The organism is Williamsia sp. CHRR-6 (assembly GCF_018474015.1).
GTDB lineage: Bacteria > Actinomycetota > Actinomycetes > Mycobacteriales > Mycobacteriaceae > Williamsia_A.
This window is the reverse complement of sequence record NZ_JAHCSG010000005.1, coordinates 1-25700: the sequence shown is the minus strand read 5'-3', so window position 1 is coordinate 25700 and position 25700 is coordinate 1. Positions and strand designations below refer to the sequence as shown.

Sequence of the window (25700 nt, the reverse complement as noted above, 5' to 3'; positions counted from 1 at the left end):
AGCGGTGAGACGAGACGCGGCACCAACCGACGCACCCACCGATGACACCGCAGCTGAGGCATCCCGGGCAGCCGATCCTACGGAAACCGTTGCGGCATCGGCAGTCTCAACGCCGCGCGGCCCGCTACACCGGATCGCGCGCGCCAGCGGCCGGCGGGCCCGCTCCTACGTCCACCGCAACAGCTTCACCGGCACTGCTGTGGCCGTGGTGTTCTGGTGGCTGTCGTTGACACCGTCGCTACTACCGCGGACCCCCCTGTTCCAGGGCGTGGTCAGCGGTGCAGCCGCTGCGACCGGATACGCGGTAGGCGCCTTCTTCGCCTGGTTGGCGCGGTACCTGCTCTCCCGGGACACCCCCTGGCGCACCCCCCGGTGGTACGTGTGGCTGGGCTTGGCTGTGGTCTACGTCGTCGGCTCGGTGATCATGCTCTACTGGTTCTCACGGTGGCAGAACGAGATCCGCGATCTGATGGGGGTGCCGCATCTGCGCTGGACCGCGTTTCCCGCGACCGCAGTGGTGGCACTCATAGTGCACGCGCTGCTGATGACGATCGGACAAGGGTGGGCCGACATCATCCGCTGGCTCACCCGGCAACTCAACAAGATCGCTCCGCCGCGCATATCCGTCGTCTCCGGTGTGACCGTGGTGGTCGTGCTGACCGGCTTCCTGCTCAACGGGGTGGTGGCCAACTACGCGATGAACTTCCTGAACTCCACATTCGCCTCCGCCAACGACGAGACGACCGCCGACTCCACCCCGCCCACCACACCCCTGCGATCAGGCGGACCGGGCTCGCTGGTCTCCTGGAATTCGTTGGGTCGCGAAGGCCGCGTGTTCATCTCGCACGGTCCGTCGGTCGAAGCGTTGTCGGAGTTCAACCGAGCACCTGCGATCGAGCCGATCCGGGTGTTCGTCGGGTTGGGATCTGGATCTGACCTGCGAGCCAACGCCAAGAGGGCCGCAGACGAGCTCGAGCGCACCGGCGGCCTGACGCGACGCCTGATCGCGGTGGGATCGGCCACAGGCTCGGGCTGGACCAACAAGGCCATGACCGACTCGTTGGAATACATGTACAACGGCGACGTCGCCACGGTGTCCATGCAGTATTCCTACCTGCCGAGCTGGATTTCGTTCCTGGCCGACAAACAACGAGCGCGTCGCGCCGGTCTGGAACTGTTCGAAGCCATCGACGCCAAGGTCCGCGCGGTACCCGAGTCGCGACGCCCCAAGATCGTGGTGTTCGGCGAGAGTCTGGGCTCGTTCGCCGGCGAGTCGGCGTTCGGCACCATCCCCTCGGTCACCGCGCGCACCGATGGCGCGCTGTTCAGCGGACCCACATTCAACAACACCCTGTGGAAGGACCTGACGAACTCGCGCGACAAGGGCAGCCCCGAATGGTTGCCCATCTACGAGCGTGGTGGGCAGGTGCGGTTCATCGCCGATCAGAAGGACCTCGAACGCCCGTCGGGTCCCTGGTCCACCCCACGCGTGGTCTACCTGCAGCACGCCTCCGATCCCATCGCCTGGTGGAATCCGAAACTCATCCTCTCCGAACCGGACTGGCTCAAGGAGAGCCGCGGGCGCGACGTGGTCAAGTCCACGCGGTGGATACCGTTCGTCACCTTCCTGCAGGTGAGCGCCGACCTGGCCCGAGCGGTGAGCGTGCCCGACGGCCACGGTCACAACTACCTGACCGCAGTGCCCTACGCATGGGCCGCCATCCTGCAACCGCCGGGGTGGACCGAGGCCAAGACAGAGGCACTCCTGCCGCGGTTGACGCGCGACTAGCGTCGCGTTCAGGGGGTGCGGCCGGCTTTCTCTTGCGCCACAGCACGTTTCATCATCTCGCGAGCGCGCCCCCGATCGCCTGCGTAGTCGTAGGCACGGGCGATGCGGTAGGTGTTACGCCAATCATCAGGTGCGGCTTCCCATTCGGCCTTCACCGTCGCGAACAGCTCGTCGGCGGCAGCACGTTCGATGCGACCCGACGGTCGGCGCGGCAGGTCGGAGACATCAAGTTCTCGACCCTGCTCGCGCATCATCGCCGCCAACCGTTGGTGGGTCAGCCCGGCGCGCAGGGTGGCCACCACCATCCACACCCCCAGGAACGGCAGGATGATGACACCAGCGCCCAACCCGATGCCGACCACTGTGCCCGCCTTCATCAAGTCGATGGCCCGCGAACCCAGCAGAAGGATGTAGAAGCTGAGCAGCACCAGGATCAACACGATCGTCATCACGATCGGACGGGCGTCGCGGGTGTAGAAGTCCCGTCGCTCGCGGCGTGCGCTCACAGGTCCAGCAGGTCGTCGAGGCCGACGGTCAATCCTGGGCGGGCGGCGATCTCACGCACCCCAAGCAGCACACCGGGAGCGAACGACGTGCGGTCGAGCGAATCGTGCCGAATGGTCAGCGTCTCCCCCTCGGTGCCCAGTAGAACCTCCTGGTGGGCAACAAGTCCCGCGACACGCACCGAGTGCACGCGGACACCGTCGACATCTGCTCCGCGCGCACCGGCCAGTTCCGTGGAGGTCGCATCCGGCATCGGTGGGCAACCCGCCTCGGCGCGGGCGGCAGCGATCAACGACGCCGTACGGTAGGCGGTGCCCGACGGGGCGTCGGCCTTGTGCGGATGGTGCAGTTCGATGACCTCCACCGAGTCGTAGAAGCGGGCAGCCGCAGCCGCGAACCGCATGCTCAGCACGGCACCGATGGCGAAGTTGGGAGCGATCAGCACGCCCACCTCGGGTTGCGCGGCCAGCCACGAGCGCACCGTCGCCAGTCGCTCGTCGTCGAATCCGGTGGTACCCACCACTGCGTGGATCCCGTGGGCGATGAGGAACTCGAGGTTGTCCATCACCACTGACGGATGGGTGAAGTCAACGACCACCTCGGTGCCCGAATCGACGAGGGTCGCCCGGTCGTCGTCCTTGTCGATCCCGACGGTGAAGGTGAGGTCGGGGGCTGCGGTCACCGCGTCGACGATGGCCGCGCCGACCTTGCCTCCGCTGCCCAGAACCCCCACGTTGATACCGTGCGCCACGCTACGCTCCTGTCAGATGTGTTGAACGTCAGTCTACGAGGAGCCCTGTGATGGGCTCCCCATCCGACCGGCTGACCATCATCGCCACCGAGTCGCAGCGCTTTGCCGCAGTGCTGGCGACGTCCGACCCCGATGCACGCGTACCCACCTGCCCGGGATGGACTGCGCTCGATCTGGCCTGGCACCTGACCGAGGTACATCTGTTCTGGGCCGGCGTACTCTCCCTCTCGACAACCGATCCCGCAGGGCTTGATCGGGTGGAAGGGTCCACACCGCCACGCCCGGGCGACATGGCCGGGGTGCTGGCTGTGCGCACCCAAGCCACCGATGCTCTCATCGCCGCCCTGACCGACCTCGACGACGCAGAGCCCCGGTGGTCGTGGTGGGACCCAGACCAGACCGTCGGATTCACCCGGCGGATGCAGGCCTACGAGGCGACCATCCAGTAGCCCGGTCGCAGCTCGTCCGCTGCGTTCAGTACAACGGAGCCGAACCGCGCACATGCTCGAACACCAACGACGTGGTGGTCCCGGACACCTCCGGCCGAGAGTTGAGCATCTCGACGAAGCCGCGCAGCGCCTCGGTGTCGGCGACCGCGACATGCAACAGGTAGTCGTCGGTTCCGGCGAGGAAGAACACGTCGATGATCTCCGTTCGCACCCGAATCTGTTCGACGAAGTGCCGGATCTGGCCCCGGGCGTCCGATTGCAGGCTCACCGCGACCATCGCCCGCAAGGGCCGGCCCACGGCCGCCGGGTCGACGTCGGCGAAGAACCCACGGATGACTCCGAGCTCGATGAGCCGACGTACCCGCCCGTGACACGTCGAGGGTGCCACCCCCACCCGGTCGGCGAGTTCGCGATTGGGAATGCGCGCGTCGCCCTGCAGCAAACCCACCAACGCCCGATCCACGGCATCGAGATCGCGCTCAGCCCGCGCTCGAATATCGTTCGGAGAAACCGGCATATGACCCCTCCAATCTGAACTATTCACGATCTGATGGACTGCTCTCAGAATATACTGCGCTTCTATTGCGCTCTGACCGAACTGTGTTCAATCTTGTGGAACTGGCGTCGGAACCGTCGATGCCCCATCGGAGATCGGACCCAGCCATGCGCGTCGGCATCCCCCGCGAGATCAAGAACAACGAATTCCGAGTCGCCATCACGCCGGCCGGAGTGGCCGAGCTGACCCGCAGGGGCCACGAGGTGATCATCGAGGCCGACGCAGGATCAGGCTCCGCGATTACCGACATCGACTTCAAAGCTGTCGGCGCGCAGATCATCACCGACGCCGACGCGGTGTGGGAACAGTCCGATCTGGTGTTGAAGGTGAAAGAGCCGGTCGAAGCTGAGTACCACCGCATGCGCTCGGGTCAGACGTTGTTCACCTACCTGCATCTCGCCGCCAGCAGGGCATGTACCCAGGCGCTGCTCGACTCCGGGATCACCTCGATCGCCTACGAGACCGTCGAATCACCCGACGGATCGCTGCCGCTGCTCGCCCCCATGAGTGAGGTCGCAGGCCGCCTGGCACCGCAGGTGGGCGCGTTTCACCTGATGCGGTCCGCCGGTGGTCGCGGCGTGCTGATGGGCGGCGTCCCCGGCACCGAACCCGCCGACGTCGTCATCATCGGCGGCGGGGTGAGTGGCGTCAACGCGGCGACCATCGCGATGGGAATGGGGGCTGCGGTCACCGTCTTCGACCTCGACATCGCCAAACTGCGGGCGATCGATGCCCGCTTCGGCGGACGGGTACACACCCGCTACAGCACTGCACTGGCGGTGGAGGCTGCGGTCCGGACCGCCGACCTGGTCATCGGGGCCGTGCTGATCCCCGGTGCCAAAGCTCCCGTCGTGGTGTCCAATGCGCTTGTGGCCCAGATGAAGCCGGGTTCGGTGCTGGTTGACATCGCGATCGATCAGGGCGGCTGTTTCGAGGACTCACGACCCACCACCCACGACGATCCCACGTTCATGGTGCACAATTCGGTCTTCTACTGCGTGGCCAACATGCCTGGTGCGGTCGCGCGCACATCGACCTCGGCATTGACCGGAGCCACGCTTCCCCATGTGCTGCAGTTGGCCGATCAGGGGACCGAGCAGGCGATCGTCAACTCACCCGCCCTGGCGGCTGGCTTGTCCACCGACCACGGGCGATTGTTCGCCCCCACGGTGGGCACAGCGCACGGTCTTCCCGTGGCTGCCCGCTGAGGGTCGTCGAAGCACAGCGGGTCACCTCGTCACCGGGACGTAGTGCGAGAGGTTGACCATCCGGCGTTGCACGGCAGCTACCTCCCGCACCGCCTGGGCGACCAGGCTGCGGTCGAGCGGAGACAGGCGACGCATGGTGATCACATCACTCGCCGGTTCCCGATTGTCAAGTTGCGCAACCTGATACGACATCCGCACCTTCTGCAGTACGTCGAAGACCTCGATGAGGACCGCTGAGTTGTCCTCGGTCAGCATCTCGCTGCCCGCCGCCGCACGCAGCCGCGCCCGGGTGTCCAACTCGCCCGAGCCCACACTCAACGCACCCCACCGTGCGATGTTGACCACGGGCAGCACGGCGTGGGATTTGATGTCGAAAGTGCCTCCGCGGCCAGACAACACATCACGCATCGACCGGATCCGCGCCTTGTGTGACAGGGATTCGGCCAGCAGCAACCGCAGCGTTGCCGGATGCGCTCGCAGATCGGAGAACACCTCGGCCACCGCGGACAAACCGTGATCGCCCCAGATCGGTCGACTGTCGATCAGCAGCGAGGTCATGATCATGCCCTTGTTCTCCAGCGGAGACTCCCGCCATCCGGCCGCGGCTTCGCGCCACTGCCGGTGGGTGCGAGCGAACAACGCCGACGAGGCGACTGCGCCGTTGGCGTCATTGGACAGCCCGCAGGCCGCCAACAACAGGTCCACCTCACCGAAAGCAACCCGGTAGGCGTCGATCACCGCCGGGTCGACGACGGTGTCGGCGAAGGCCACCGCACTGTCGAGGTCTGAACTCAACACTGCCTCCCGACGCGCGTTGCTACCCAGGACGATCCAGGTCAACGCATCGCGGTCGAGTTCGGGGTGCTGGTCCAGCACGAGTTCCAGGCCCCGCCGCACCGTTGCGTCGTTGAGCAACGACAGCACCGCTGTCGCTTCGCGTGCGGGCTGGCCGCGGCGCACCAACTCGGCCGCGAGATATGAGGTGCGTTGCGCAGCCGCCGCCAATTCCTCGGGTGTGCGCGCGGCCAGTATCTCCCCGCGCAAGGTGACGCTGCGCCCCGCGGGAGCGGCCACGAAGTCGCCCGGACCGACCACACCGCGCAGCCGCCCGGCATTGTCGACCACCGGTAGACAGTCCAAGTCCAGCTCGAGGATCTGCACCAACGCCTGCGAGGCCGGGGTTCCGGTGAGGACGGTGGGCGCGTGCGGGTTCATCACCTCACCGACGCGGACGTCGGTGCTGATCCCCGCCGCCACCACACGGGCACGGATGTCGGCGTCGGTCAGCACTCCGTATCCCCGACCCCCGAGATCATCGCGTGGGATGACGAGGTGATCTCGATTGCGCTCGGTCATCAGTCGCGCCGCCTGCGCCACCGACATCGAGGCTGCACCGACCATCGGCTCGCTGCGAATCAGATCGTCGACCGTGCCGGTCACCCGAGCTGATGGCTCTACTCGACGTGCCACGCGCAACCGGCCGGCCAGAAATCGCGCACCTGACACGCTGGAGAACACGGCGTGAATCGACGAGGCGGGCAGCAGACAGATCTGTGAGTCGGTCAGCGCCGCCGCCCGCGGCCCCTGGGCCGTGCGGGTGAGGATGGACGAATAGCCCAGCACCCCACCGACTCCCACGATCTCATCGGGTGCTCCGGCGAAGTCGTCGGGTGAGTTCCACAGCCCCACCGAGCCCGACATCACCACCACCAGATCCGACACCACCTCGGTGAAGCCGTTGGCCACCTCCTCGCCTGCAGCGACCGAGCGCACCGTCGTGCGTGCCGCCAGCCGTTCGAGTTCCCCGCGCTCAAGGCCGTCGAACGGCGGATGGTGGCCGAGGAAGTCGGCGATCCGGTTCATCGGGACATCTTCGCAAGCCCAACGCCGATCTGCCCATCCCGGCGCCAGTGGCCATCGACCATCCCGCGGGCTACCGCGGGATGACCCGCGGCGTCAGCTCAAGCGCGCAGCCGGTCGATCGCCGAGTCGACGGCCTTGGCAATTGAGGACACATGCGGCTCGCGCAGCAGGTCGGTGTGCCCGCCGGGGACGTCGGTGAGATGCAGCGGCCCGGTGGCCATCAGCGACCAGTGCTCGCGCCCGTGCGGGTTGTCGGCCGTCCGCAGGACTGCGGTGGGGACGTCGAGGGCGCGCGGTCGGTGGCGAGCGAGGGTGGCCATACCGAGGTTGTAGAAGAGCAGCCACTGGGTGAGGGGGTCGAACTGGATCAGCCCGGCGACCATCATCTTCACCCGCAGGCCGATGAGCCGACGCAGACCGATGTCCAGCGTCGCGCCGCTGTGCAACTGCGCCGCCGGTTCTGCGGGCAGCGCAGGCTCGGCCTCGGAGCCTGCGCGTAGGTGCTCGATCATCGGCTGGGACAGATGCGGATCGATCAGCACGACGACCTCGACGGTCTCTCCGGCGTGGCGAAGCCGGCCCGCCACCTCCCACGCGATGTGGGCTCCCATGGAGTGTCCGGCGATCACGTACGGCCCGTGTGGGGCCACGTCCCTGATGGCCGCCACGCAGCGTCGGGCCGCGGCAGGTACCGAGCGGTCGGGTCGGCCCCGGTTCTCCAGCCCCCATGCCTGCAGCCCGAACACCGGTCGACCCTCGGCGAGGTGACGTGACATCGGGATGAGCGACACTGCGGGCGCACCCGCGCCCGGCACGATGAACAGCGGCGCCCGGGTGCCGCCGGATCGCAGCGGGACGAGCATCGACAGTCCGTCCCGGGTGCGTGCATCGGCGGCCACCGCCTCGCGGGCCAGGGCTGCGATGGTGGTGATAGTCGGGTCTGCGGCCACCCGCGCGAGGTCGAGTCGGACATGGAAATGGCCGGTGACCCGGGCCAGGATCGTGGTCAGGGCCAGCGAGTCGGCGCCGGCCTCGATCAGGTCGTCGTCGACGCCGATGTCTGCCCCGCCCATCACCGTGCGCACCATGTCGGCCACGCCCAACAGCGTCAGGTCCGACGTGCGCAACGGTTGTGGGGCGCGGTCGCCACCGATGCGTTCCACCGGTCGACGCAGCCGCGGGCGGTCCACCTTGCCGCGTTCGGTGCGCGGAAGTGCGTCGTAGATCTCGACGAACCGGGGCACCATCCAGTCCGGCAGGTCCGCGCGCACGGCGGCGCGGACGGCGCGGGCGCTTCGGTCGGCCACACCGCTGTCCAGCACGACGTGCGCCACCAGTTCGCTGTGGCCGGCGTGAGTGACCCCTTCGACCAGTGCGTCGAGCACACCGGCGTGGCGTCGCAGCGCCGACTCGACCTCGCCTGGCTCCACCAGGTATCCGCGGATCTTGACCGCCGAAGCCATCCGGCCGACCACGTGCAAGCTGCCCTGCTCGTCGACCCGGCCGCGATCACCGGTCCGGTACCAGCGCATCCCGGAGTCCGTGCGCACCGTCGCCGGAGCACGGTCACCGAGGTATCCCACGGCGAAGTCGCCCCCACCGATCCAGATCTCGCCCACCTCACCCGGCGCGACCGGACGTGAGTCCGGACCCACGATCATGATCTGGCGGCCACGGACTGCCCGCCCGGCCGGGACGCGACCATCGGGGACGACGGCATCCCGCGGGAACGAACGAAACGCGACCACACCGCTCTCGGTACAGGCGTACCAGTTCACCAGGGTCGCCGCCGGCGCCAGGCCCGCGCGGATGGAACGCAGATCCGCACCCTCGATCGGCTCGCCGTAACAGACCAGCACCCGCACGTCGACGAGTTCGTCGGGGCCCGCACCCCCGGCGGCGGCCAGTGCGCGACCCAGCGAGGCCGAGCAGTGCACGGTGGTGACCGCCTCGTCGCGCAGCCACTGCCGCAGGGCCTGCGGGTCGGTCATCCGCGGGTCACGGCACACGACGGCAATCCCGGCCAGCAGTCCGGCCAGCAGGGTGTTCATCCCCGCGCCGAATCCCAACGGGAGCAGGTTGCCCAGGCGGTCGGTGCGGCTGAGCACCAGGGGCCCGATCACGTCGTATGCCTTGCTCAGGCACATACGGTGGGACAACAACACGCCTTTGGGCGCGCCCGCCGAACCGGACGTCATCAGGATCATCGCGAGGTCCTCGGGACTGGCATCGACGAGAACCGACTCCGGCGCCGACACCGACCCCCCGAGATCACCGGGGTGGAGAACGCGCGCCTCGGCGAGATCCACCATCAGCGCTCGCCGGGCGTCGGGCAGGTTCGGGTCGATCGGGACCAGCGGCACTCCGGCGACGATCACGGCGATCGCGGTCACGATGGACTCGATCGTGCCGTCCATGTCTACCGCCACAGGACGCCGCGTGGGACCGCTGTGGGCGCGGACCACCGGACACGTGGCCTGCACCCGGGTGTGCAACTGCGAGAAGGTCACGGTGGCCGCTGCGGTGACCAGCGCCGCCTCGGCGGGGCGCAGCGCGGCGTGAGCGGTGATCGCCTGCGCCAGTGAAGCGAACTTGTGGGCGTCGAGCCGGTCAGGAGATCGGCGATCGGCCGGCGGTCGCGCCGACATGACGACAGTTGACGAAGACACCGAACCCCCCACGGGCCGAGATGAATCGAGATCGAGGCCCCCCGGCCTCACGCCGAGGGTAACAAACCACTCGGACAGACGTCTGGACGCCGTCGCTCGCGAGCCCCCCACCCAGCGCGGACGGGCGGTGTCGCGGCGTCGGACTGACCCCGGGTGAGGCCGACAAAACATGTAGTGAGGAGAATCAAATACATGTCAGCATCGGAGACGAACGCTCACCTCGACGCCGAGCAGGTCGGCTACCAGCAATCCCTGGGCCGTCGTCAGGTTCAGATGATCGCCATCGGCGGCGCCATCGGCACAGGACTGTTCCTTGGTTCGGCCTCACGCCTCAACGCCAACGGACCGGCACTGCTGGTCAGTTACGCCGTCGCCGGCGTCATCGCCTACTTCCTCATGCGGGCCCTGGGTGAGCTGGTCTTGCATCGCGCCACCAGTGGGGCGTTCGTGTCGTACATGCGTGAGTTCTTCGGCGAGAAGGCGGCCTACGTCACCGGGTGGATGTACTGGTTGAACTGGGCGTTGACCGGGATCGCCGAACTCTCGGCGGTCGGTGTCTATGTGCGCTACTGGGCCCCGGACATGCCCAACTGGGTGTCGGCGCTGATCGCGCTGCTGGTGGTCCTGGGGGTCAACCTGCTCTCCGCCAAGGCTTTCGGCGAGTTCGAGTTCTGGGCCAGCGTGCTCAAGGTGGGTGCCATCGTGGCGTTTCTGCTGGTGGGCATCGTGGTGGTGGTGGGCGCGGTACACGTCGGCGACCACCAGGCAGGCCTGTCCAACCTGTGGGACAACCCCGGCGGCTTCTGGCCCACCACCGGCGCCTACAACTGGTACGGGCCCATCCTGGTGATGTCGGGGGTGGTCTTCGCCTACGCCGCCATCGAGATGGTCGGCGTGGCGGCCGGGGAGATGGAGAACCCCGCGCGTGAGGTTCCGCGCGCGGTCAACGCGGTCATCTTCCGGATCGCCGTGTTCTACATCGGGTCGATCCTGCTGCTGTGCGCGATGCTGCCCACCACCTCGTACACGGCCGGGACCAGCCCGTTCGTCACCGTCTTCGACAAACTCGGGGTGAGCTGGATGGGCAGCGTCATCCAGCTGGTGCTGATCGTGGCGGCGATGAGCAGTCTGAACTCGGGCCTGTACTCCACCGGACGCGTGCTTCGCAGCCTCGGGATGAGCAAGCAGGCACCGGCGTTCACCACGTCCATGAGTTCGTCAGGGGTGCCGTGGGCCGGGATCGCGATGACCTCGCTGGTCTACGTGTTCGGCGTGATCCTCAACGTGCTGGTGCCTGGCCGCGCTTTCGACATAGCGCTGGAGGCTGCGGCCATCGGGATCGTGTTCACCTGGGGGACCATCTTCGCCTGCCAACTCAAGCTGCGGTCTCTGGTCGACAAGGGGATCATCCCCAAGGGCGACTTCCAAGCGCCCGGGCACCCGTACACCAGCATCATCGGCCTGGTGTTCCTGGCCACGGTCATCGTCGGGTTGGCCATCTCGGGCTACCTCGACCATGAGGGCGGCCAGGTCGACTTCTACGTGGTGGTCGTCGGAATCCCGCTGATCGCCGCAGCACTGGTCATCGGCTGGTTCGTGATCCGAGACAGAGTCGTCGACCACACCGGCGGAAAACTCGAATCCACCTGGGCGGCAGAGGAACGCGCGGTGGCCCGGGCATCAGGCGACACACTCGACCGCTGAGCTCACCGGGACTCGGGCGGCTCAGCCGACGAGAGCGCGTACCGACCGCGGTAGATCCCGCACGCGCCGATACGGGCCGACGACCGCCACCGCGGGGGTGGCGGCAAGGATGTGGCGGGCCACCGCGGCCACCCGAGCCGGACGCACCGCGTCGATCTGGCGCAACGCATGGTTGACCGATCGGTGTGTGCCGGTGTCGATCTCGGCCATCCCGATGCGATGCATCCGCGATTGGGTGTCTTCCAACCCCAGGAGCAACGAGCCCCGTAACGATCCCTGGGCCCGGGCGCACTCCTCGTCGGTGATCCCGTTCTCGGCGACATCACCCAGCACCGCCATCCCCACCGTGGCCACCTCGGCCAATCGCTCGGGTGAACACCCGGCGTAGAGCGAGAAGGCGCCGGTGTCGGTGTAGGTGTCCACACTGGAGTACACCGAGTAGGCCAACCCCCGCTCTTCCCGGATCTGTTGGAACAGGCGCGAACTGAGCCCCCCGCCGATGGCCGCGTTGAGCACGGCCAGGGCGTGGCGGTCCCGATCATCGATGCCGGGTGTGGGGACCCCGAGCAACAGGTGCGCCTGCTCGGTGTCGCGGCTGATCAGTTCCAGGCCGCTGCGGGTGGCCGGTGGACGCAGCGACCGCCGTCGCGGCCCGGCGACGACTCGCTCCGGCGAGAGGTGTCCGGCAAACGAATCCCGTGCCTGAGCAACCACATCGGCGTGCCGGACGTTGCCTGCCACCACCAGCACCATGCGTTCGGGGACGTAGCGGCGGGTGTGGAAGGAATGCACCTGGGTGCGGGTCATCGATGACACCGAGTCGATCGACCCGATGACCGGTCGGCCGATCGGGTGATCGCCGTAAAGGGCGGTCATGAACGCGTCGGCGAGCAGGTCCTCGTGATCGTCGTCGCGCATGGCGATCTCCTCGAGCACGACGTCACGTTCGGTCTCGACGTCACCGCCCGCGCAGCGGCCCCGCAGCACCACGTCGGCCACCAGATCGATTGCGGCACGGGCATGCTCGTCGAGGACGTGGGCATAGAAGCAGGTGTGTTCCTTGGACGTGAAGGCGTTGAGCTCCCCGCCGACGGCGTCCATCTCCTGAGCGATCGACGCCGCCGTGCGGGTGGGTGTCGATTTGAACAGCAGGTGCTCGAGGAAGTGGGCGGCTCCGGCCACCGACGGCTTCTCGTCGCGTGAACCCACGCCCACCCACAGCCCGACCGAGGCCGAACGGACCCCGGGTACGTGTTCGGTCACGACACGCAGCCCACCAGGCAACACGCTGCGCCGGATGGCGGCAGGTGCGCTGGTGGGCTGCGCTCGCGAGATGGAAGTGCTCAGTGCCTAGGCGTCCGCGGCCGCGGGAGCCTCGGCGGCGGCGTCGTCGGCCACCGGCACCAGGCTGATCTTGCCGCGGTCATCGATGTCGGCGATCTCCACCCGTAGCTTGCTGCCCACGTTGACCACGTCCTCGACCTTGTTGACCCGCTTGCCCTGACCCAGCTTCGAGATGTGGACCAGGCCGTCGCGACCGGGCAGCAACGACACGAACGCGCCGAACGCTGTTGTCTTGACCACGGTTCCCAGGAACCGCTCGCCCACCTTGGGCAGCTGCGGGTTAGCGATCGCGTTGATACGGTCGATCGCGGCCTGCGCCTTGACCCCATCGGTGGCTCCGACGAACACGGTGCCGTCGTCCTCGATGGAGATGTTGGCGCCGGTCTCCTCGGTGATCGCGTTGATGTTCTTGCCCTTGGGCCCGATCAGCTCGCCGATCTTGTCCACGGGGATCTTGACCGTGGTGACCCGTGGCGCGAACGGGCTCATCTCGTCGGGTGAGTCGATCGCCTCGGCCATCACCTCGAGGATGGTGGTCCGAGCGTCCTTGGCCTGTGCCAACGCACCGGCCAACACACTCGACGGGATGCCGTCGAGCTTGGTGTCGAGCTGCAGCGCGGTGACGAAGTCCTTGGTGCCCGCGACCTTGAAGTCCATGTCACCGAAGGCGTCCTCGGCGCCGAGGATGTCGGTCAGCGCCACGTAACGGGTCTGACCGTCGACCTCGTCGGACACCAGGCCCATGGCGATACCCGCGACCGGGGCACGCAGGGGCACACCGGCGTTGAGCAGCGACATCGTCGAGGCACACACCGAACCCATCGAGGTCGAACCGTTGGAGCTCAACGCCTCCGACACCTGCCGGATCGCGTAGGGGAACTCCTCGACGCTGGGCAGCACCGGCATCAGCGCACGCTCGGCAAGCGCGCCGTGGCCGATCTCGCGACGCTTGGGCGAACCGACTCGACCGGTCTCACCGGTCGAATACGGCGGGAAGTTGTAATGGTGCATGTAACGCTTGGACGTCTCGGGCCCCAGCGAATCGATCTGCTGGGCCATCTTCACCATGTCCAGGGTGGTGACACCCATGATCTGGGTCTCCCCACGCTCGAACAGAGCGCTGCCGTGGGCGCGCGGGATGATCGCGACCTCCGCCGACAGCGACCGGATGTCGGTGATGCCCCGGCCGTCGATGCGGAAGTGATCGGTGAGGATGCGCTGACGGACCAGCTTCTTGTTCAGCGACCGGTAGGCGGCACCGATCTCCTTCTCACGTCCGGCGAACTGCTCACCGAGGGAGACGAGCAGATCAGCCTTGAGCTCATCGGTCTTGTCGTTGCGCTCGGTCTTGCCCGCGATGGACAGGATCTCGCCGAGACGGTCCTTGCCCGCGGCCTCGACCGCGGCGTAGACGTCGTCCTGATACGGCGGGAACAGCGGGAACTCGCCGGTCTCCTTGGCTGCGGATGCGGCGAGCTGCTTCTGCGCCTCACAGAGTGCGGCGATGAAGGGCTTGGCAGCCTCGAGGCCCTCGGCCACGATCGCCTCGGTGGGCGCCTGGGCGCCGGCGGCGATCTTGTCGATGACGTTCTCGGTGGCCTCGGCCTCGACCATCATGATCGCGACGTCGGTCGAGCCGTTGCCGGTGTCGACGATGCGCCCGGCCACGACCATGTCGAAGACTGCGTCCTCGAGCTGCTCGACGGTCGGGAAGGCCACCCACTGGCCGGACTGGTTGGTCTCGGTCGGGATGAGGGCCACTCGCACGCCACCGACAGGACCCGAGAACGGCAGTCCGGCGAGCTGGGTGGATGCCGAGGCGGCGTTGATCGCGACGACGTCGTAGAGGTCGTTGGGATCGAGGCTGAGCACGGTGACCACGACCTGGATCTCGTTGCGCAGGCCGTCGACGAACGACGGACGCAGCGGCCGGTCGATCAGGCGGCAGGTCAGGATCGCGTCGGTGGAGGGACGGCCCTCACGACGGAAGAACGATCCGGGGATGCGTCCGGCGGCGTACATGCGTTCTTCGACGTCGACGGTCAGCGGGAAGAAGTCGAACTGGTCCTTGGGCTGTTTGCCTGCGGTGGTGGCCGAGAGCAGCATGTTCTCGTCGTCGAGGTAGGCGACTACGGCGCCTGCAGCCTGCTGGGCCAGCCGACCGGTCTCGAAACGGACGGTGCGGGTACCGAACTCACCGTTGTCGATGACTGCGGTCGCTTCAGTGATGTCGTCGTCGAACTCGGTGTCGACGGTGGTCACATCGGTCATGTGTGGGGAAATCCTCTCGTTCGAGGCGGCGCACACACGGGTGCGCACGCTTCGGTGGCCGCACGTGGCGACCGATCAGGGCGAGCACCCGGTGGGTGGCGCCTGGACCGTTACCTCGAGAGAAGTGCCGGCAGGTGCGCGGCGCCCGCTCACTGCGGGGGCGGACGATCCGTTCGCCGACGGCCGTCGATCGAAGCGGCCGGAACCACAGCAGTTCCGGCAGCCACTACCGAAGACCGATCGTTCGAACGCGGGGCACGCGTGTCGACAAGGCCGTCTCGTGGTTACGAGTCCGTGGCCAGGATATCACCCAGATGTGACCCGACCGTCACACCGCGCGTGCCAACCGCACACCGGAGCGACGGAGGGAGAACGACGGAGAGAGAACACCGACGGGCGTGCCGCCACCCGAGCAGCCCGCCGCCGAGCCCAGATGACAGCGATGCCGCCACCAGTGTTCTGGTGGCGGCATCGGGGACACCTGTGCTGGGGTACGTCAGCGACGCAGGCCCAGACGCTCGATCAACGAGCGGTAGCGCTCGACGTCGACCTTGGCGACGTACTTGAGCAGACGGCGACGACGACCGACGAGCAACAACAGACCACGACGGCTGTGGTGATCGTGCTTGTGGGTTTTGAGGTGCTCGGTGAGATCACTGATGCGCTTGGTGAGCATCGCGATCTGCGCCTCGGGAGAACCGGTGTCGGTCTCGTGCAGGCCGTACTCGGCGAGAATGGTCTTCTTTTGATCCGTGGTCAAAGCCATGGTGGAACTCCTGTGATGACGTCCGCGTCGGGATGTTCGGAGCCGGTGCCCCTGGTACGGCCACCGCGAACCGCAGCTCGTACCGATCTGCGAGGCTACCGCGCGAACCCGACCTGCCCAAATCCGTCGGCGACGGGTTCAGGCCAGGGCAGCTCGGGTGGCCTCGACGTCGAGGTTCATCTGATCGATCAGCGGGTCGCGACCCGAGTAGGTCACCTGACCGCGCAGACGACTGACGAAGTCGACGGCGACGTGTTGTCCGTACAGGTCGGCCTGGGTGTCGAGGACGTAGGCCTCGACTGTGCGGGTGCGCCCGGAAAACGTCGGATTGGACCCCACCGAGACAGCGGCCCGGTAGCTCTCCCCCGGGACCACCTGCCCGACGACAGGTCCCGCACCGAGCACGGTGAACCAGGCCGCGTACACGCCGTCGGCGGGGATGGCCGAATACATCGGCGGGGCGACGTTGGCGGTGGGGAATCCCATCTCACGCCCGCGGCCGTCACCGCGCACCACCACCCCCTCGACCCGGTGCGGGCGACCGAGCGCTTCGGCTGCGGCCTCGACATCGCCAGCGGCGACGCAGGACCGGATGTAGGTCGAGGAGATGGTGACGCCGTTGCTGTTGGCGTCTCCGCCCTGCTCACCGAGCAGCGACACCGCCTGGACCTCGAACCCGAAGGTCCGGCCCAGTTCGGCGAGGACCTCCACAGTGCCCGCAGCCTTGCGTCCGAAGGTGAAGTTGGCTCCCACCACCACCCCGGTGGCGTGCAAGCCTTCGACCAGCACCTGATGGGCGAAATCCTTGGCCGACTGTGCCGCCAGCCCGGGGGTGAACGGCATGACGCAGAAGACGTCCACCCCGAGTTCCTCGGCCAACTCCGCCCGTCGGGTCAACGTGGACAGCTGCGGTGGGTGACTGCCGGGACGTACCACCTCGGCGGGATGTGGATCGAAGGTCATCAGCACGGTCGGCACACCGAGTCGCCGGGCCGCCGACGTGGCGGTGGCGATCAGCTGGGCGTGACCACGATGGACGCCGTCGAACACACCGATCGTGACGACACACCGACCCCAGTCCGCGGGGATGTCCTCCAGACCTCGCCATCGCAACACAGGGTCAGCCTACGGGGGTGCCCGATGCACAACCACCCCCGCGCACCGAACGCGGTGCACGTCTGCGACACGCCGGGCCGACGGGTCGCACCGGTGGGGCTGGCTAAGCTCAGCTCATGCCCTCCGCAGCAGCCGGTGGATCGAGCACCCCGGTCCCGGTCACCGATCTGACGACGGTCGCACAGGACTACCTGAAGATCATCTGGACCGCCCAGGAGTGGACCTCGACGAAGGTGACCACCAAGCTGCTGGCCGAGAAGCTGTCGGTCTCACCGTCGACGGTGTCCGAGGCGGTGCGAAAACTCGCTGATCAAGGCCTGGTGTCGCACGAGCGGTACGGCTCGGTCACTCTCACCGACACCGGACGATCCGCCGCCGTTCTCATGGTCCGGCGACACCGGCTGATCGAGACGTTCCTGGTGCGCGAGCTCGGGTACGGGTGGGACGAGGTGCACGACGAAGCCGAGATCCTCGAACACGCCATGTCGGATCGGCTGATGGATCGGCTCGACGCGAAACTCGGCCACCCCACCCGCGATCCGCACGGCGACCCCATCCCCAACGCCGACGGTGAGGTACCGCAGTCCAGTGTTCGTCAGCTCGCCGAGTTCGGGCCGGGAACCGGTGGACGCGTCGCACGCATCGCCGACACCGACCCGGCGATGCTGCGCTATTTCGACTCGGTCGACATCGCCCTGGACCGCCACATCGAGGTCCTCGAGCAGCGTCCGTTCGCCGGCACTGTCTCGGTCAGCGTCGACGATGCCGAACCAATCGACCTGGGCGACATCGCGACCCGCGCGATCTGGTTGCAGACCGAGCCTTCCCAGCCACCCCGACGGTGACCGATCGGCTCACCGCAGCGTCGCCGGTCGGATGACCAGCACCGAACCCGCTCGTCGACCCTTCTCCTCGAGCAGCGCGATCGCACGACCCTGCCGGTCGACCGCGGCGTAGACCCCACTCATCCCGATCGGCTCGAGCCAGCGGCCCTGACTGATCGATTCGGCTTCCTCGTCGTCGATCACCCGCCGCGGGAACGCCAAGGACACGGCCTCGTCGATCGGGTGGTTCAACCGGCCGTGCTCGGCGATCGCCTCCAGGGTGGCTGCGTGCTCGATGGTGAACGGCCCCACCGCCGTTCGACGCAGCGCGGTCAGGTGGCCTCCCACCGCCAGCACCGAGCCGAGATCGCGAGCCAGCGAACGGATGTAGGTGCCCGACGAACAGTCCACGGCCACATCGAGATCCAGCCAGCCCTCGACTTGCCGAGCATCGAGCACCTCGAAGCGGGTGACGGTCACCCGGCGCGGCGCGAGCTCGAACTCCGCGCCCGCACGGGCCAGAGCGTGCGCGCGGCGACCGTCGACCTTGATCGCGCTGACCCGGGCCGGGACCTGATCGATCTCCCCGACGAACCCGGCGATCGCCGTCTCGACGTCGGTGCGGTCGAGGTGAGCGACATTGCTGCGGGCGCCTATCTCGCCGTCGCGGTCGTCGGTGTCCGAGGATGCGCCGAGCCGGATGGTCGCCAGGTAGGACTTGGTGGTCAGCGACAACAGACCCAGTAGTTTGGTGGCTCGCTCCACCCCGAGGATCAGCACCCCGGTGGCCATCGGGTCCAAGGTGCCGGCGTGCCCGATCCGCCTGGTGCCGAATATCTTTCGACATCGAGCGACCACATCGTGACTGGTGATCCCGGCGGGTTTGTCGATGATCACCAGACCTGCGGCTGCCACCTGGGCACTCTCGGAACGTGGCGCGTCACTCATGTGCTGATGGCGGTGACGACCAGACCTCGACCCACCCGCCAGCGGCCATCGAGAGTTCGGATGGGAGCACCGCCGTCGACGGCGGCACCGTCGACGAGGATCTCACTGTGGAACACCCCGGAGTCCTCGGTGTGCTGTTCGAAGGTGATGTGGGCGTCGGAGAACCCCAACCAGCGCTCGGTGATCGGGAACCAGGCCTTGTAGGTGGCCTCCTTGGCACTGAACAGCAGCCGGTCCCAGCTGATGCCCGCCGGCCGGGTGGCCAGCACGTCACGTTCGGCGGGCAGGCTGATGTGGTCGAGCACCCCTTCGGGCAGCGCGTCGTGCACCTCGGCGTCGATACCGACCGAGCGCCACTGCAGCGCATACGCGACCACGGCCGCCCGATAGCCATCAGTGTGGGTCATGCTGCCCACGACACCCCGCGGCCACAGCGGCTGACCCTTCTCACCCCGCAGGATCGGGATCTGCTCGCCCACCCCCAGATCGGCCAGCGCCCGACGGGCCAGACCGCGAGCGGTGGTCACCTCCCGCCGACGTTTGTCCACCGCGCGCGCCACCAGCGACACCTCGCCGGGCAACAACTCGAACTCCTCGGGGTCGCCGAACGCCTCATGCGCCACGGCACCGGGACCCAACACGTCGGTGATCAACGAGTTCGACATCAGGGCTCCTCTCGGCGTGCTCGCGAGGCCGCCCGCCGGGCTTCGAGCCGCTCCTTGAACTCCGCCGCCCGTTCCTGGTAATCCGGCGGGAGGTCGAACCGGGCACCGTGTTCGGGCAGATCCTCGGGGCGCACTCCCCCGTCCGGGGCGATCTTGCGCAGCAACGGTTCTGGCAGGCCGCGGCGTTTCCACTCGCGCGGATAGCCCACCGACACCTCTTCGAATCGCACACCGTCGTACCAGGTGGTGCGCGGGATGTGCAGGTGTCCGTAGACGCAGCAGGCGGCGTTGTAGCGGGTGTGCCAGTCTGCGGTCAGCTCACTGCCGCACCACAGGGCGAACTCCGGGTACATGAGCGTGTCGGTGGGTTCCCGCCGCAGCGGCCAGTGGTTGATCAGGATGGTCTTCTCCACCGGGTCCAGCGCATCCAGGCGCGCGCGGGTCCGACTGATCCGGTCGCGACACCAGGCGTCGCGGGTGCCGAAGGGCTCCGGGGAGAGCAGGAACTCATCGGTGGCGACCACGTTGTTCTCGCGCGCCACGGCCAGGGCCGCCATCTTGCTGGTGGTGCCTTCGGGCCGAAAGGTGTAGTCGTACAACAGAAACATCGGGACCACGCGCACCGAGGCGGTACCGTCGCCGGGGTCGAACAGCGGGTAGATGTCCTCTGGTGTTCCCACCCCGACGTCCCGGCAGGCCTGCACCAGGTAGTCGTAGCGGGCCACACCGTGCAACTGCAGCGGATCCTTCGAGGTGGTGTAGAGCTCATGGTTGCCAGGAGCCCAGATCACCGTGTCGAAGCGGGCCCGCAATCGGCGCAGCGTGTCGACGATGTCGTCGGTCCGTTCGCCGACGTCGCCGGCCACGATCAGCCAGTCGTCCGGTGCCGACGGTCGGATGCGCTCGACGATCTCGTCATTGCCCCGGTGGCTGACGTGCAGGTCGCTGATCGCCCAGAGCGTGGCCACCGGTCTCCTCTCATCATCGAGTCGCCGCCGATCCGACGGCAGCGTGCGAACCCAACAGTAGTGCCGGGCGCGTGACCCCCCACAGCCCCACAGTCACTCGGCCGGCTCGCGTCGGTCGCGGGGTACTGCGGCCAGCGCGGTCTCGGTCCAGCGCCCAGAGGCCATCCGGGCCAGTAGCGCACCCGATCGCAGCACCATGAACAGGCACAGACCCGTCCAGATTCCGGCCAGTCCCCAGTCGAAGACCAGCGACAACCAGATGGCGGGCAGGAATCCGACGACGGCGCTGAGCAACGTGGTGGTCCGCAGATACGGCGCATCGCCACTACCGAGCAACACCCCGTCGAGCGCGAACACCACCCCCGCGATCGGCACCATCAGCACAAGGAATGTCCAGGGTGTGTCGATGACGTCGAGGACGCCTCGATCGCTGGTGAAGATCCGCTGCAACGGCTCACGCCCCACCGTCAACACTGCCATCAACACCACGGCGAGCCCCACCGACAGTGCGGTGACCCGCCGCGCCACGAACCGGGCCACGCCGGGTGCCGAAGCACCAAGTGCGGCACCCACCAGGGACTGCGCGGCGATGGCCAGTGCGTCGAGGGTGAGCGCCAGGAAGTTCCACAGCTGCAACACCACCTGGTGGGCGGCCAATGCGGCCACCCCGAACCGCGCTGCCACCGCCGCGGCCGAGACGAAACACACCTGGAACGCCAGGCTGCGAGCGATCAGGTCACGAGCCAGGACGAGTTGTGCACGGATGACACCTAGGTCGGGTCGGTGGCGTGTCGACCCGCCACCGGATGCGCGAACCTCGACGTTCAGCCGCCAGGCGAACAGGGCCCCGGTGATCGACTGGCCCACGAGGTTGGCCACCGCGCTGCCGTGCAGACCCAGCTGCGGCGCGGGCCCCCACCCGAAGACCAGGGCCGGACACAGCACCGCCCCCGTCCCAAGGCCCGCGACGACGTAGGCGATGGGTCGACGCGTGTCCTGCACCCCCCGCATCCACCCGTTGCCGGCCATGGACAGCAGGATCAGCGGCACCCCGACGACCGCGATGCGTAACCATCCGGTCGCGTCGTCGGCGACCGCGGGATCCGAGGCCAGCGCCGTGGTGACGGTCGGGGCCACCAGCCAGATGATGACGACGATGATCGAACCGACCACCAGCGCAAGCCAACTCGCGGCCACCCCTTCGGCGACGGCAGCGCGCCGATCACCCTGGCCGAACCAGCGGGCCGCGCGCGCGGTGGTGCCGTAGGACAGGAAGGTCAGCTGGGTGCTGACCACGGCGAGCATCAGCGTGCCCAGACCCAAGGCGGCCAACGGTGTCGCACCCAAGCGACCGACGACCGCGAGGTCTTCGAGCAGATAGAGCGGTTCGGCGATGAGCACGACCAGGGCCGATGCCGCCAGCCGGAGGACGCGCGTGGTGGAGGGAGGTGAAGCGCCGCTCATACCGAGGCGAGCAACACCGCGACGACTTCGTCAGCGGTACCGTGCACGCTGAAGCCGGCGGCGTGGGGATGGCCACCGCCACCGTGTGACACGGCCAACGGCACCAGATCGACTTTGGACCGCGATCGCATCGACACCGACCACGTGCCCGGGTCGGACTCCTTAAAGACCACCGCGACGTCGGCGTCGCCGACCGTGCGCACCAGGTCGATCACACTCTCGGCCTCGGCCCAGTCGATGGCTTGGCTGGAGTGGTGGTCGACATGGGCGTAGACCAACCCGGCACCGCCGAAGGCGTCGGGCCGCAAGACCGCCGAGTCCAGTGCAGACGACACCATGGCCAGCCACCCGAAGTTGTGGGTGTCGAGCAGGCGTCGGGTCCAGCCCGGTCCGTCGACGCCGGTGGCGAGCAGCCGTGCGGCCACGGCGTGCGATCCCGCGCGGGCCCAACGGAACGAGCCGGTGTCGGTGACCAGTCCCGCGAACAGGCAGGTTGCGATGTCGCGGTCGATCTCGACGTTCAGCGCATCGAGCACGGCGAGGACCAGCTCGGCGGTGCAGTCAGCCTCGGGATCGATGAGGTCGATGTGGCCGTAGCCGCCGTTGGACGCGTGGTGGTCGATGACGATCGATGTGGGCGCCTCGGTCAACAGCGGCGCCAGATGATCGAGGCGTTCGACGCTGGCGCAGTCCAGCGCGATGGCCACTGGATGTCCGAGGAGGTCGGCCGGATCGAGGATCATCGTGGCACCGGGCAGCGCAGCCAGTGCCTCAGGCAGCGCCCACGGGCCGGGGAATCCGACTTCCACATCCACGCCCAGCCGGTCCAGGGCGATGGCCAGCCCGAGGCCACTGCCGATGGTGTCGGCGTCGGGGCGGATGTGACACAGGACGGTGACAGCGTCGGCGCCGGCCAGCGCCTCGGCCACGCGCGCCACGGAGGATCGGGGTGGCTTCTCGGCGTGATCTGCGGGCGCGTGCTGGGAGGCAGCCTCGGCGGCATCACGTGACGACAACCCGGTTCCTCCCTGAGTCACCCTGCCTCCGATCGCCGGTCACCTCGATCTTCTCCCACGCTGCCGGTCGAGCCGAACCGGTCTGACGATCCTAATCAGTTGCCCTCGTACCGGTGGCCTCAGCATCGTGTTGTCGCGTGATCGTCACCGGCGCCGCGACGGCGTCACGACGCCGACTCGTCATCAGGCTCCGAACTCGAAGAGCGGTAGGGATCGGCCTCACCGGCTGGGGTTGCGCCCTCGCGCTGACGTGCCAGCAGCTCATCTTGGGCCCGGGCCCGGGCGACGAGCTCCTCCATCTCGCGGGCGGCGTCGGGCACGGTGTCGGGTTTGAAGGTGAGGGTGGGGGTGAACCGCACCCCGGTCCCCGAACCCACCAGCGAACGCAGGACCCCGGTGGCTCGTGCGAGTCCTTCGGCGGCCCGCTCGTAGTCGGGCTCGCTGGAGACAGACTCGCCCATCACCGTGTAGTAGACGGTCGCGTCGTGCAGGTCTGCGGTGACCGTCGTGTCGGTGATCGTGACGAAGTTGAGGCGCGGGTCTTTGATTTCGGTACCGATCGCCGAGGCGACGATGGTGGAGATCCGCTTGGCGAGCCGTTGGGCGCGGGCCGGGTCGGCCATGTCTGTCCACTCCTGATTCTGACGACGTCGATGCCGCGGCGCGCGGCCAGGATGGCGTACCACCCTGACCACGCGCCGCGAATCACCGTGTGTACGTTGCGCAAACGCTACGTACGGGCCTTCTCCTGCAACTCATAGGTCTCGATGATGTCGTCGACCTTGATGTCCGTCGACGACACTCATCACTACGTACGGGCCTTCTCCTGCAACTCATAGGTCTCGATGATGTCGTCGACCTTGATGTCGCTGTAGGTCAACGTGAGTCCGCATTCGTATCCGTCGCGGACCTCGGTCACGTCGTCCTTCTCGCGCCGCAGCGTGGAGACCGAGATGTTCTCGGCCACCACCAAGTTGTCGCGCAGCAGGCGAGCCTTGGTGTTGCGTCGGATGGTGCCGGAGGTGACCAGGCAGCCCGCGATGTTACCGACCTTCGACGACCGGAAGATCGCGCGGATCTCGGCGCGGCCGAGCTCCACCTCTTCGTAGATCGGCTTGAGCATGCCCTTGAGCGCGCTCTCGATTTCGTCGATCGCCTGGTAGATCACCGTGTAGTACCGGATGTCGACGCCTTCGCGGTTGGCCAGCTCGGTCGCTTTGCCCTCCGCGCGCACGTTGAACCCGATGATGATGGCGTCCGAGGCCGAGGCCAGGTTGACGTTGGTCTCGGTCACGCCACCGACCCCACGGTCGATGACGCGCAGCTGCACTTCGTCACCGATGTCGATGCCCAGCAACGCCTCCTCCAGGGCCTCCACGGTTCCGGAGTTGTCGCCCTTGAGGATCAGGTTGAGCTGGCTGGTCTCCTTCAGCGCGGCATCGAGGTCGTCGAGGCTGATGCGCTTGCGGGTCCGTGCCGCCATCGCGTTGCGTTTGCGCGCGTTGCGACGGTCGGCGATCTGCCGGGCGATGCGGTCCTCGTCGACGACGAGGAGGTTGTCGCCGGCGCCGGGCACCGAGGTGAACCCGATCACCTGGACCGGTCGCGACGGAGTCGCCTCGGCGACGTCCTCGCCGTGCTCGTCGACCATGCGACGGACACGTCCGTAGGCGTCACCGGCGACGATGGAGTCGCCGACCTTCAGCGTTCCGCGCTGCACCAGCACGGTGGCCACCGGGCCACGACCGCGGTCGAGGTGCGCCTCGATGGCGACACCCTGTGCGTCCATGTCCGGGTTGGCCCGCAGGTCCAGGGATGCGTCGGCGGTCAGCAGCACCGCTTCGAGCAGCGCATCGATGTTGAGGTTCTCCCGCGCGGAGATGTCGACGAACATCGTGTCGCCGCCATACTCCTCGGGGATCAGACCGTACTCGGTGAGCTGGCCGCGGATCTTGGTCGGATCCGCACCTTCCTTGTCGATCTTGTTGACCGCCACCACGATCGGCACATCGGCGGCCTGGGCGTGGTTGAGCGCCTCCACTGTCTGCGGCATGACTCCGTCGTCGGCCGCCACCACGAGGATCGCGATGTCGGTCGACTTCGCGCCTCGGGCACGCATGGCGGTGAACGCCTCGTGACCGGGGGTGTCGATGAAGGTGATGAGCCGTTCTTCGCCGTTGAGGTCGGTGAGGACCTGGTAGGCGCCGATGTGCTGGGTGATGCCACCGGCCTCACCCTCGCGGACGTTGGCTTTGCGGATCGTGTCGAGCAGGCGGGTCTTGCCGTGATCGACGTGGCCCATGACGGTGACCACAGGCGGACGCTGTTCGAGATCGTCCTCGCCGCCTTCGTCCTCGCCGTAGGAGAGGTCGAAGCTGTCGAGCAGCTCGCGGTCCTCGTCCTCAGGGCTGACGACCTGCACGACGTAGTTCATCTCGCCGCCGAGCAGCTCCAACGTCTCGTCGTTGACCGATTCGGTCGCGGTGACCATCTCACCGAGGTTGAACAGCGCCTGCACCAGCGAGGCCGGGTTGGCATCGATCTTGTCGGCGAAGTCCGACAGCGATGCGCCGCGGGCCAACCGGATGGTCTCGCCGTTGCCACGAGGCAACCGCACGCCACCGACGGCTGGGGCCTGCATCGAGTCGTACTCCTGCCGCTTCTGCCGCTTGGATTTACGACCTTTGCGGGGGGCGCCACCGGGGCGGCCGAACGCGCCGGCCGCGCCACCGCGGCCACGTGCGCCGCCACCACCGCCACCCGGACGGCCGCGGAAACCACCCGCGGGACCGCCGGCCGGCGCACCCGTGGGCGCACCACCGCCA

Annotated in this window: 21 protein-coding genes; 5 read left to right on the top strand and 16 right to left on the bottom strand. The window is 67.7% G+C overall.

Going from position 1 to position 25700, the window contains the following annotated elements; genetic code table 11:
* Positions 1-4: 4 nt before the first annotated feature.
* On the top strand, positions 5-1789 hold the full coding sequence (locus KIK15_RS13965; RefSeq protein WP_374222857.1) for an alpha/beta hydrolase: 1785 nt from the start codon (positions 5-7) through the stop codon (positions 1787-1789).
* Between the two features lie 8 nt (positions 1790-1797).
* Here KIK15_RS13965 and KIK15_RS13960 read toward each other — a convergent pair whose 3' ends face one another.
* Together KIK15_RS13960 and dapB are read right to left on the bottom strand one after the other, a co-directional pair.
* Positions 1798-2238 carry a hypothetical protein gene (locus tag KIK15_RS13960; RefSeq protein WP_250324704.1) on the bottom strand — a complete coding sequence of 147 codons (441 nt, stop codon included), beginning with the start codon at positions 2236-2238 and terminating at the stop codon, positions 1798-1800.
* A gap of 53 nt (positions 2239-2291) precedes the next feature.
* Positions 2292-3044, bottom strand: a complete 753-nt coding sequence (dapB, locus tag KIK15_RS13955; RefSeq protein WP_214245338.1) for a 4-hydroxy-tetrahydrodipicolinate reductase — start codon at positions 3042-3044, stop codon at positions 2292-2294.
* A 50-nt stretch (positions 3045-3094) separates the two neighbouring features.
* Here dapB and KIK15_RS13950 point away from each other — a divergent pair, with 50 nt between their 5' ends.
* Positions 3095-3493, top strand: a complete 399-nt coding sequence (locus tag KIK15_RS13950) for a maleylpyruvate isomerase N-terminal domain-containing protein (protein ID WP_214245337.1) — start codon at positions 3095-3097, stop codon at positions 3491-3493.
* Positions 3494-3518: 25 nt separating this feature from the next.
* On the opposite strand, the gene KIK15_RS13945 is transcribed toward KIK15_RS13950, so the two are convergent.
* Positions 3519-4010 carry an Lrp/AsnC family transcriptional regulator gene (locus KIK15_RS13945; protein ID WP_214245336.1) on the bottom strand — a complete coding sequence of 164 codons (492 nt, stop codon included), beginning with the start codon at positions 4008-4010 and terminating at the stop codon, positions 3519-3521.
* 146 nt (positions 4011-4156) lie between these two features.
* Here KIK15_RS13945 and ald point away from each other — a divergent pair, with 146 nt between their 5' ends.
* Positions 4157-5257, top strand: a complete 1101-nt coding sequence (gene ald / locus KIK15_RS13940; protein ID WP_214245335.1) for an alanine dehydrogenase — start codon at positions 4157-4159, stop codon at positions 5255-5257.
* Positions 5258-5278: 21 nt separating this feature from the next.
* On the opposite strand, the gene KIK15_RS13935 is transcribed toward ald, so the two are convergent.
* Together KIK15_RS13935 and KIK15_RS13930 are read right to left on the bottom strand one after the other, a co-directional pair.
* Positions 5279-7120, bottom strand: a complete 1842-nt coding sequence (locus tag KIK15_RS13935) for a putative nucleotidyltransferase substrate binding domain-containing protein (protein WP_214245334.1) — start codon at positions 7118-7120, stop codon at positions 5279-5281.
* Positions 7121-7218: 98 nt separating this feature from the next.
* Positions 7219-9768, bottom strand: coding sequence for an alpha/beta fold hydrolase (locus tag KIK15_RS13930; RefSeq protein WP_214245333.1), 2550 nt, complete (start codon positions 9766-9768; stop codon positions 7219-7221).
* 213 nt (positions 9769-9981) lie between these two features.
* On the opposite strand from KIK15_RS13930, the gene KIK15_RS13925 reads away from it, so the two are divergent.
* Positions 9982-11493, top strand: coding sequence for an amino acid permease (locus KIK15_RS13925; RefSeq protein ID WP_214245332.1), 1512 nt, complete (start codon positions 9982-9984; stop codon positions 11491-11493).
* A gap of 21 nt (positions 11494-11514) precedes the next feature.
* Here the strand turns inward: KIK15_RS13925 and KIK15_RS13920 are convergent, their stop codons facing one another.
* The 4 genes from KIK15_RS13920 to KIK15_RS13905 all read right to left on the bottom strand — a co-directional run bounded on the left by KIK15_RS13920 (position 11515) and on the right by KIK15_RS13905 (position 16990).
* Positions 11515-12828, bottom strand: coding sequence for a M16 family metallopeptidase (locus KIK15_RS13920; RefSeq protein WP_374222864.1), 1314 nt, complete (start codon positions 12826-12828; stop codon positions 11515-11517).
* Positions 12829-12843: 15 nt separating this feature from the next.
* Positions 12844-15108, bottom strand: a complete 2265-nt coding sequence (locus KIK15_RS13915) for a polyribonucleotide nucleotidyltransferase (RefSeq protein ID WP_214245331.1) — start codon at positions 15106-15108, stop codon at positions 12844-12846.
* 496 nt (positions 15109-15604) lie between these two features.
* Positions 15605-15874, bottom strand: a complete 270-nt coding sequence (gene rpsO / locus KIK15_RS13910) for a 30S ribosomal protein S15 (protein WP_214245330.1) — start codon at positions 15872-15874, stop codon at positions 15605-15607.
* A gap of 138 nt (positions 15875-16012) precedes the next feature.
* Positions 16013-16990 carry a bifunctional riboflavin kinase/FAD synthetase gene (locus KIK15_RS13905; protein ID WP_214245329.1) on the bottom strand — a complete coding sequence of 326 codons (978 nt, stop codon included), beginning with the start codon at positions 16988-16990 and terminating at the stop codon, positions 16013-16015.
* A gap of 116 nt (positions 16991-17106) precedes the next feature.
* Here KIK15_RS13905 and KIK15_RS13900 point away from each other — a divergent pair, with 116 nt between their 5' ends.
* Positions 17107-17835 carry a metal-dependent transcriptional regulator gene (locus KIK15_RS13900; protein WP_214245328.1) on the top strand — a complete coding sequence of 243 codons (729 nt, stop codon included), beginning with the start codon at positions 17107-17109 and terminating at the stop codon, positions 17833-17835.
* Positions 17836-17844: 9 nt separating this feature from the next.
* Here KIK15_RS13900 and truB read toward each other — a convergent pair whose 3' ends face one another.
* The 7 genes from truB to infB form a co-directional block, all read right to left on the bottom strand.
* On the bottom strand, positions 17845-18762 hold the full coding sequence (gene truB, locus KIK15_RS13895) for a tRNA pseudouridine(55) synthase TruB (RefSeq protein WP_214245327.1): 918 nt from the start codon (positions 18760-18762) through the stop codon (positions 17845-17847).
* Positions 18759-19415: a 4'-phosphopantetheinyl transferase gene (locus tag KIK15_RS13890; protein WP_374222863.1), complete on the bottom strand. Its 657-nt coding sequence runs from the start codon at positions 19413-19415 to the stop codon at positions 18759-18761. The genes truB and KIK15_RS13890 overlap by 4 nt, the downstream gene beginning before the upstream one ends.
* Before the next feature lie 11 nt (positions 19416-19426).
* Positions 19427-20395 carry a metallophosphoesterase gene (locus KIK15_RS13885; protein ID WP_214245325.1) on the bottom strand — a complete coding sequence of 323 codons (969 nt, stop codon included), beginning with the start codon at positions 20393-20395 and terminating at the stop codon, positions 19427-19429.
* Between the two features lie 93 nt (positions 20396-20488).
* Positions 20489-21859 carry an MATE family efflux transporter gene (locus KIK15_RS13880; RefSeq protein ID WP_214245324.1) on the bottom strand — a complete coding sequence of 457 codons (1371 nt, stop codon included), beginning with the start codon at positions 21857-21859 and terminating at the stop codon, positions 20489-20491.
* Positions 21856-22797 carry a bifunctional oligoribonuclease/PAP phosphatase NrnA gene (locus KIK15_RS13875; RefSeq protein ID WP_214245630.1) on the bottom strand — a complete coding sequence of 314 codons (942 nt, stop codon included), beginning with the start codon at positions 22795-22797 and terminating at the stop codon, positions 21856-21858. The genes KIK15_RS13880 and KIK15_RS13875 overlap by 4 nt, the downstream gene beginning before the upstream one ends.
* 242 nt (positions 22798-23039) lie before the next feature.
* The gene (rbfA, locus tag KIK15_RS13870) at positions 23040-23498 is read right to left on the bottom strand and encodes a 30S ribosome-binding factor RbfA (RefSeq protein WP_214245323.1); all 459 of its coding nucleotides are present in this window, start codon (positions 23496-23498) and stop codon (positions 23040-23042) included.
* 185 nt (positions 23499-23683) lie between these two features.
* The coding region (infB, locus tag KIK15_RS13865) for a translation initiation factor IF-2 (RefSeq protein ID WP_214245322.1) at positions 23684-25700 on the bottom strand (2017 nt) is incomplete at its 5' end.

Coding starts and splice junctions, on each gene's coding strand:
- KIK15_RS13880 (WP_214245324.1), bottom strand. CDS start 21,859: ATGAGCGGCGCTTCACCTCCCTCCACCACGCGCGTCCTCCGGCTGGCG.
- KIK15_RS13900 (WP_214245328.1), top strand. CDS start 17,107: ATGCCCTCCGCAGCAGCCGGTGGATCGAGCACCCCGGTCCCGGTCACC.
- KIK15_RS13915 (WP_214245331.1), bottom strand. CDS start 15,108: ATGACCGATGTGACCACCGTCGACACCGAGTTCGACGACGACATCACT.
- rpsO (WP_214245330.1), bottom strand. CDS start 15,874: ATGGCTTTGACCACGGATCAAAAGAAGACCATTCTCGCCGAGTACGGC.
- KIK15_RS13960 (WP_250324704.1), bottom strand. CDS start 2,238: ATGACGATCGTGTTGATCCTGGTGCTGCTCAGCTTCTACATCCTTCTG.
- KIK15_RS13935 (WP_214245334.1), bottom strand. CDS start 7,120: ATGAACCGGATCGCCGACTTCCTCGGCCACCATCCGCCGTTCGACGGC.
- rbfA (WP_214245323.1), bottom strand. CDS start 23,498: ATGGCCGACCCGGCCCGCGCCCAACGGCTCGCCAAGCGGATCTCCACC.
- KIK15_RS13930 (WP_214245333.1), bottom strand. CDS start 9,768: ATGTCGGCGCGACCGCCGGCCGATCGCCGATCTCCTGACCGGCTCGAC.
- ald (WP_214245335.1), top strand. CDS start 4,157: ATGCGCGTCGGCATCCCCCGCGAGATCAAGAACAACGAATTCCGAGTC.
- KIK15_RS13950 (WP_214245337.1), top strand. CDS start 3,095: ATGGGCTCCCCATCCGACCGGCTGACCATCATCGCCACCGAGTCGCAG.
- truB (WP_214245327.1), bottom strand. CDS start 18,762: ATGAGTGACGCGCCACGTTCCGAGAGTGCCCAGGTGGCAGCCGCAGGT.
- KIK15_RS13945 (WP_214245336.1), bottom strand. CDS start 4,010: ATGCCGGTTTCTCCGAACGATATTCGAGCGCGGGCTGAGCGCGATCTC.
- KIK15_RS13925 (WP_214245332.1), top strand. CDS start 9,982: ATGTCAGCATCGGAGACGAACGCTCACCTCGACGCCGAGCAGGTCGGC.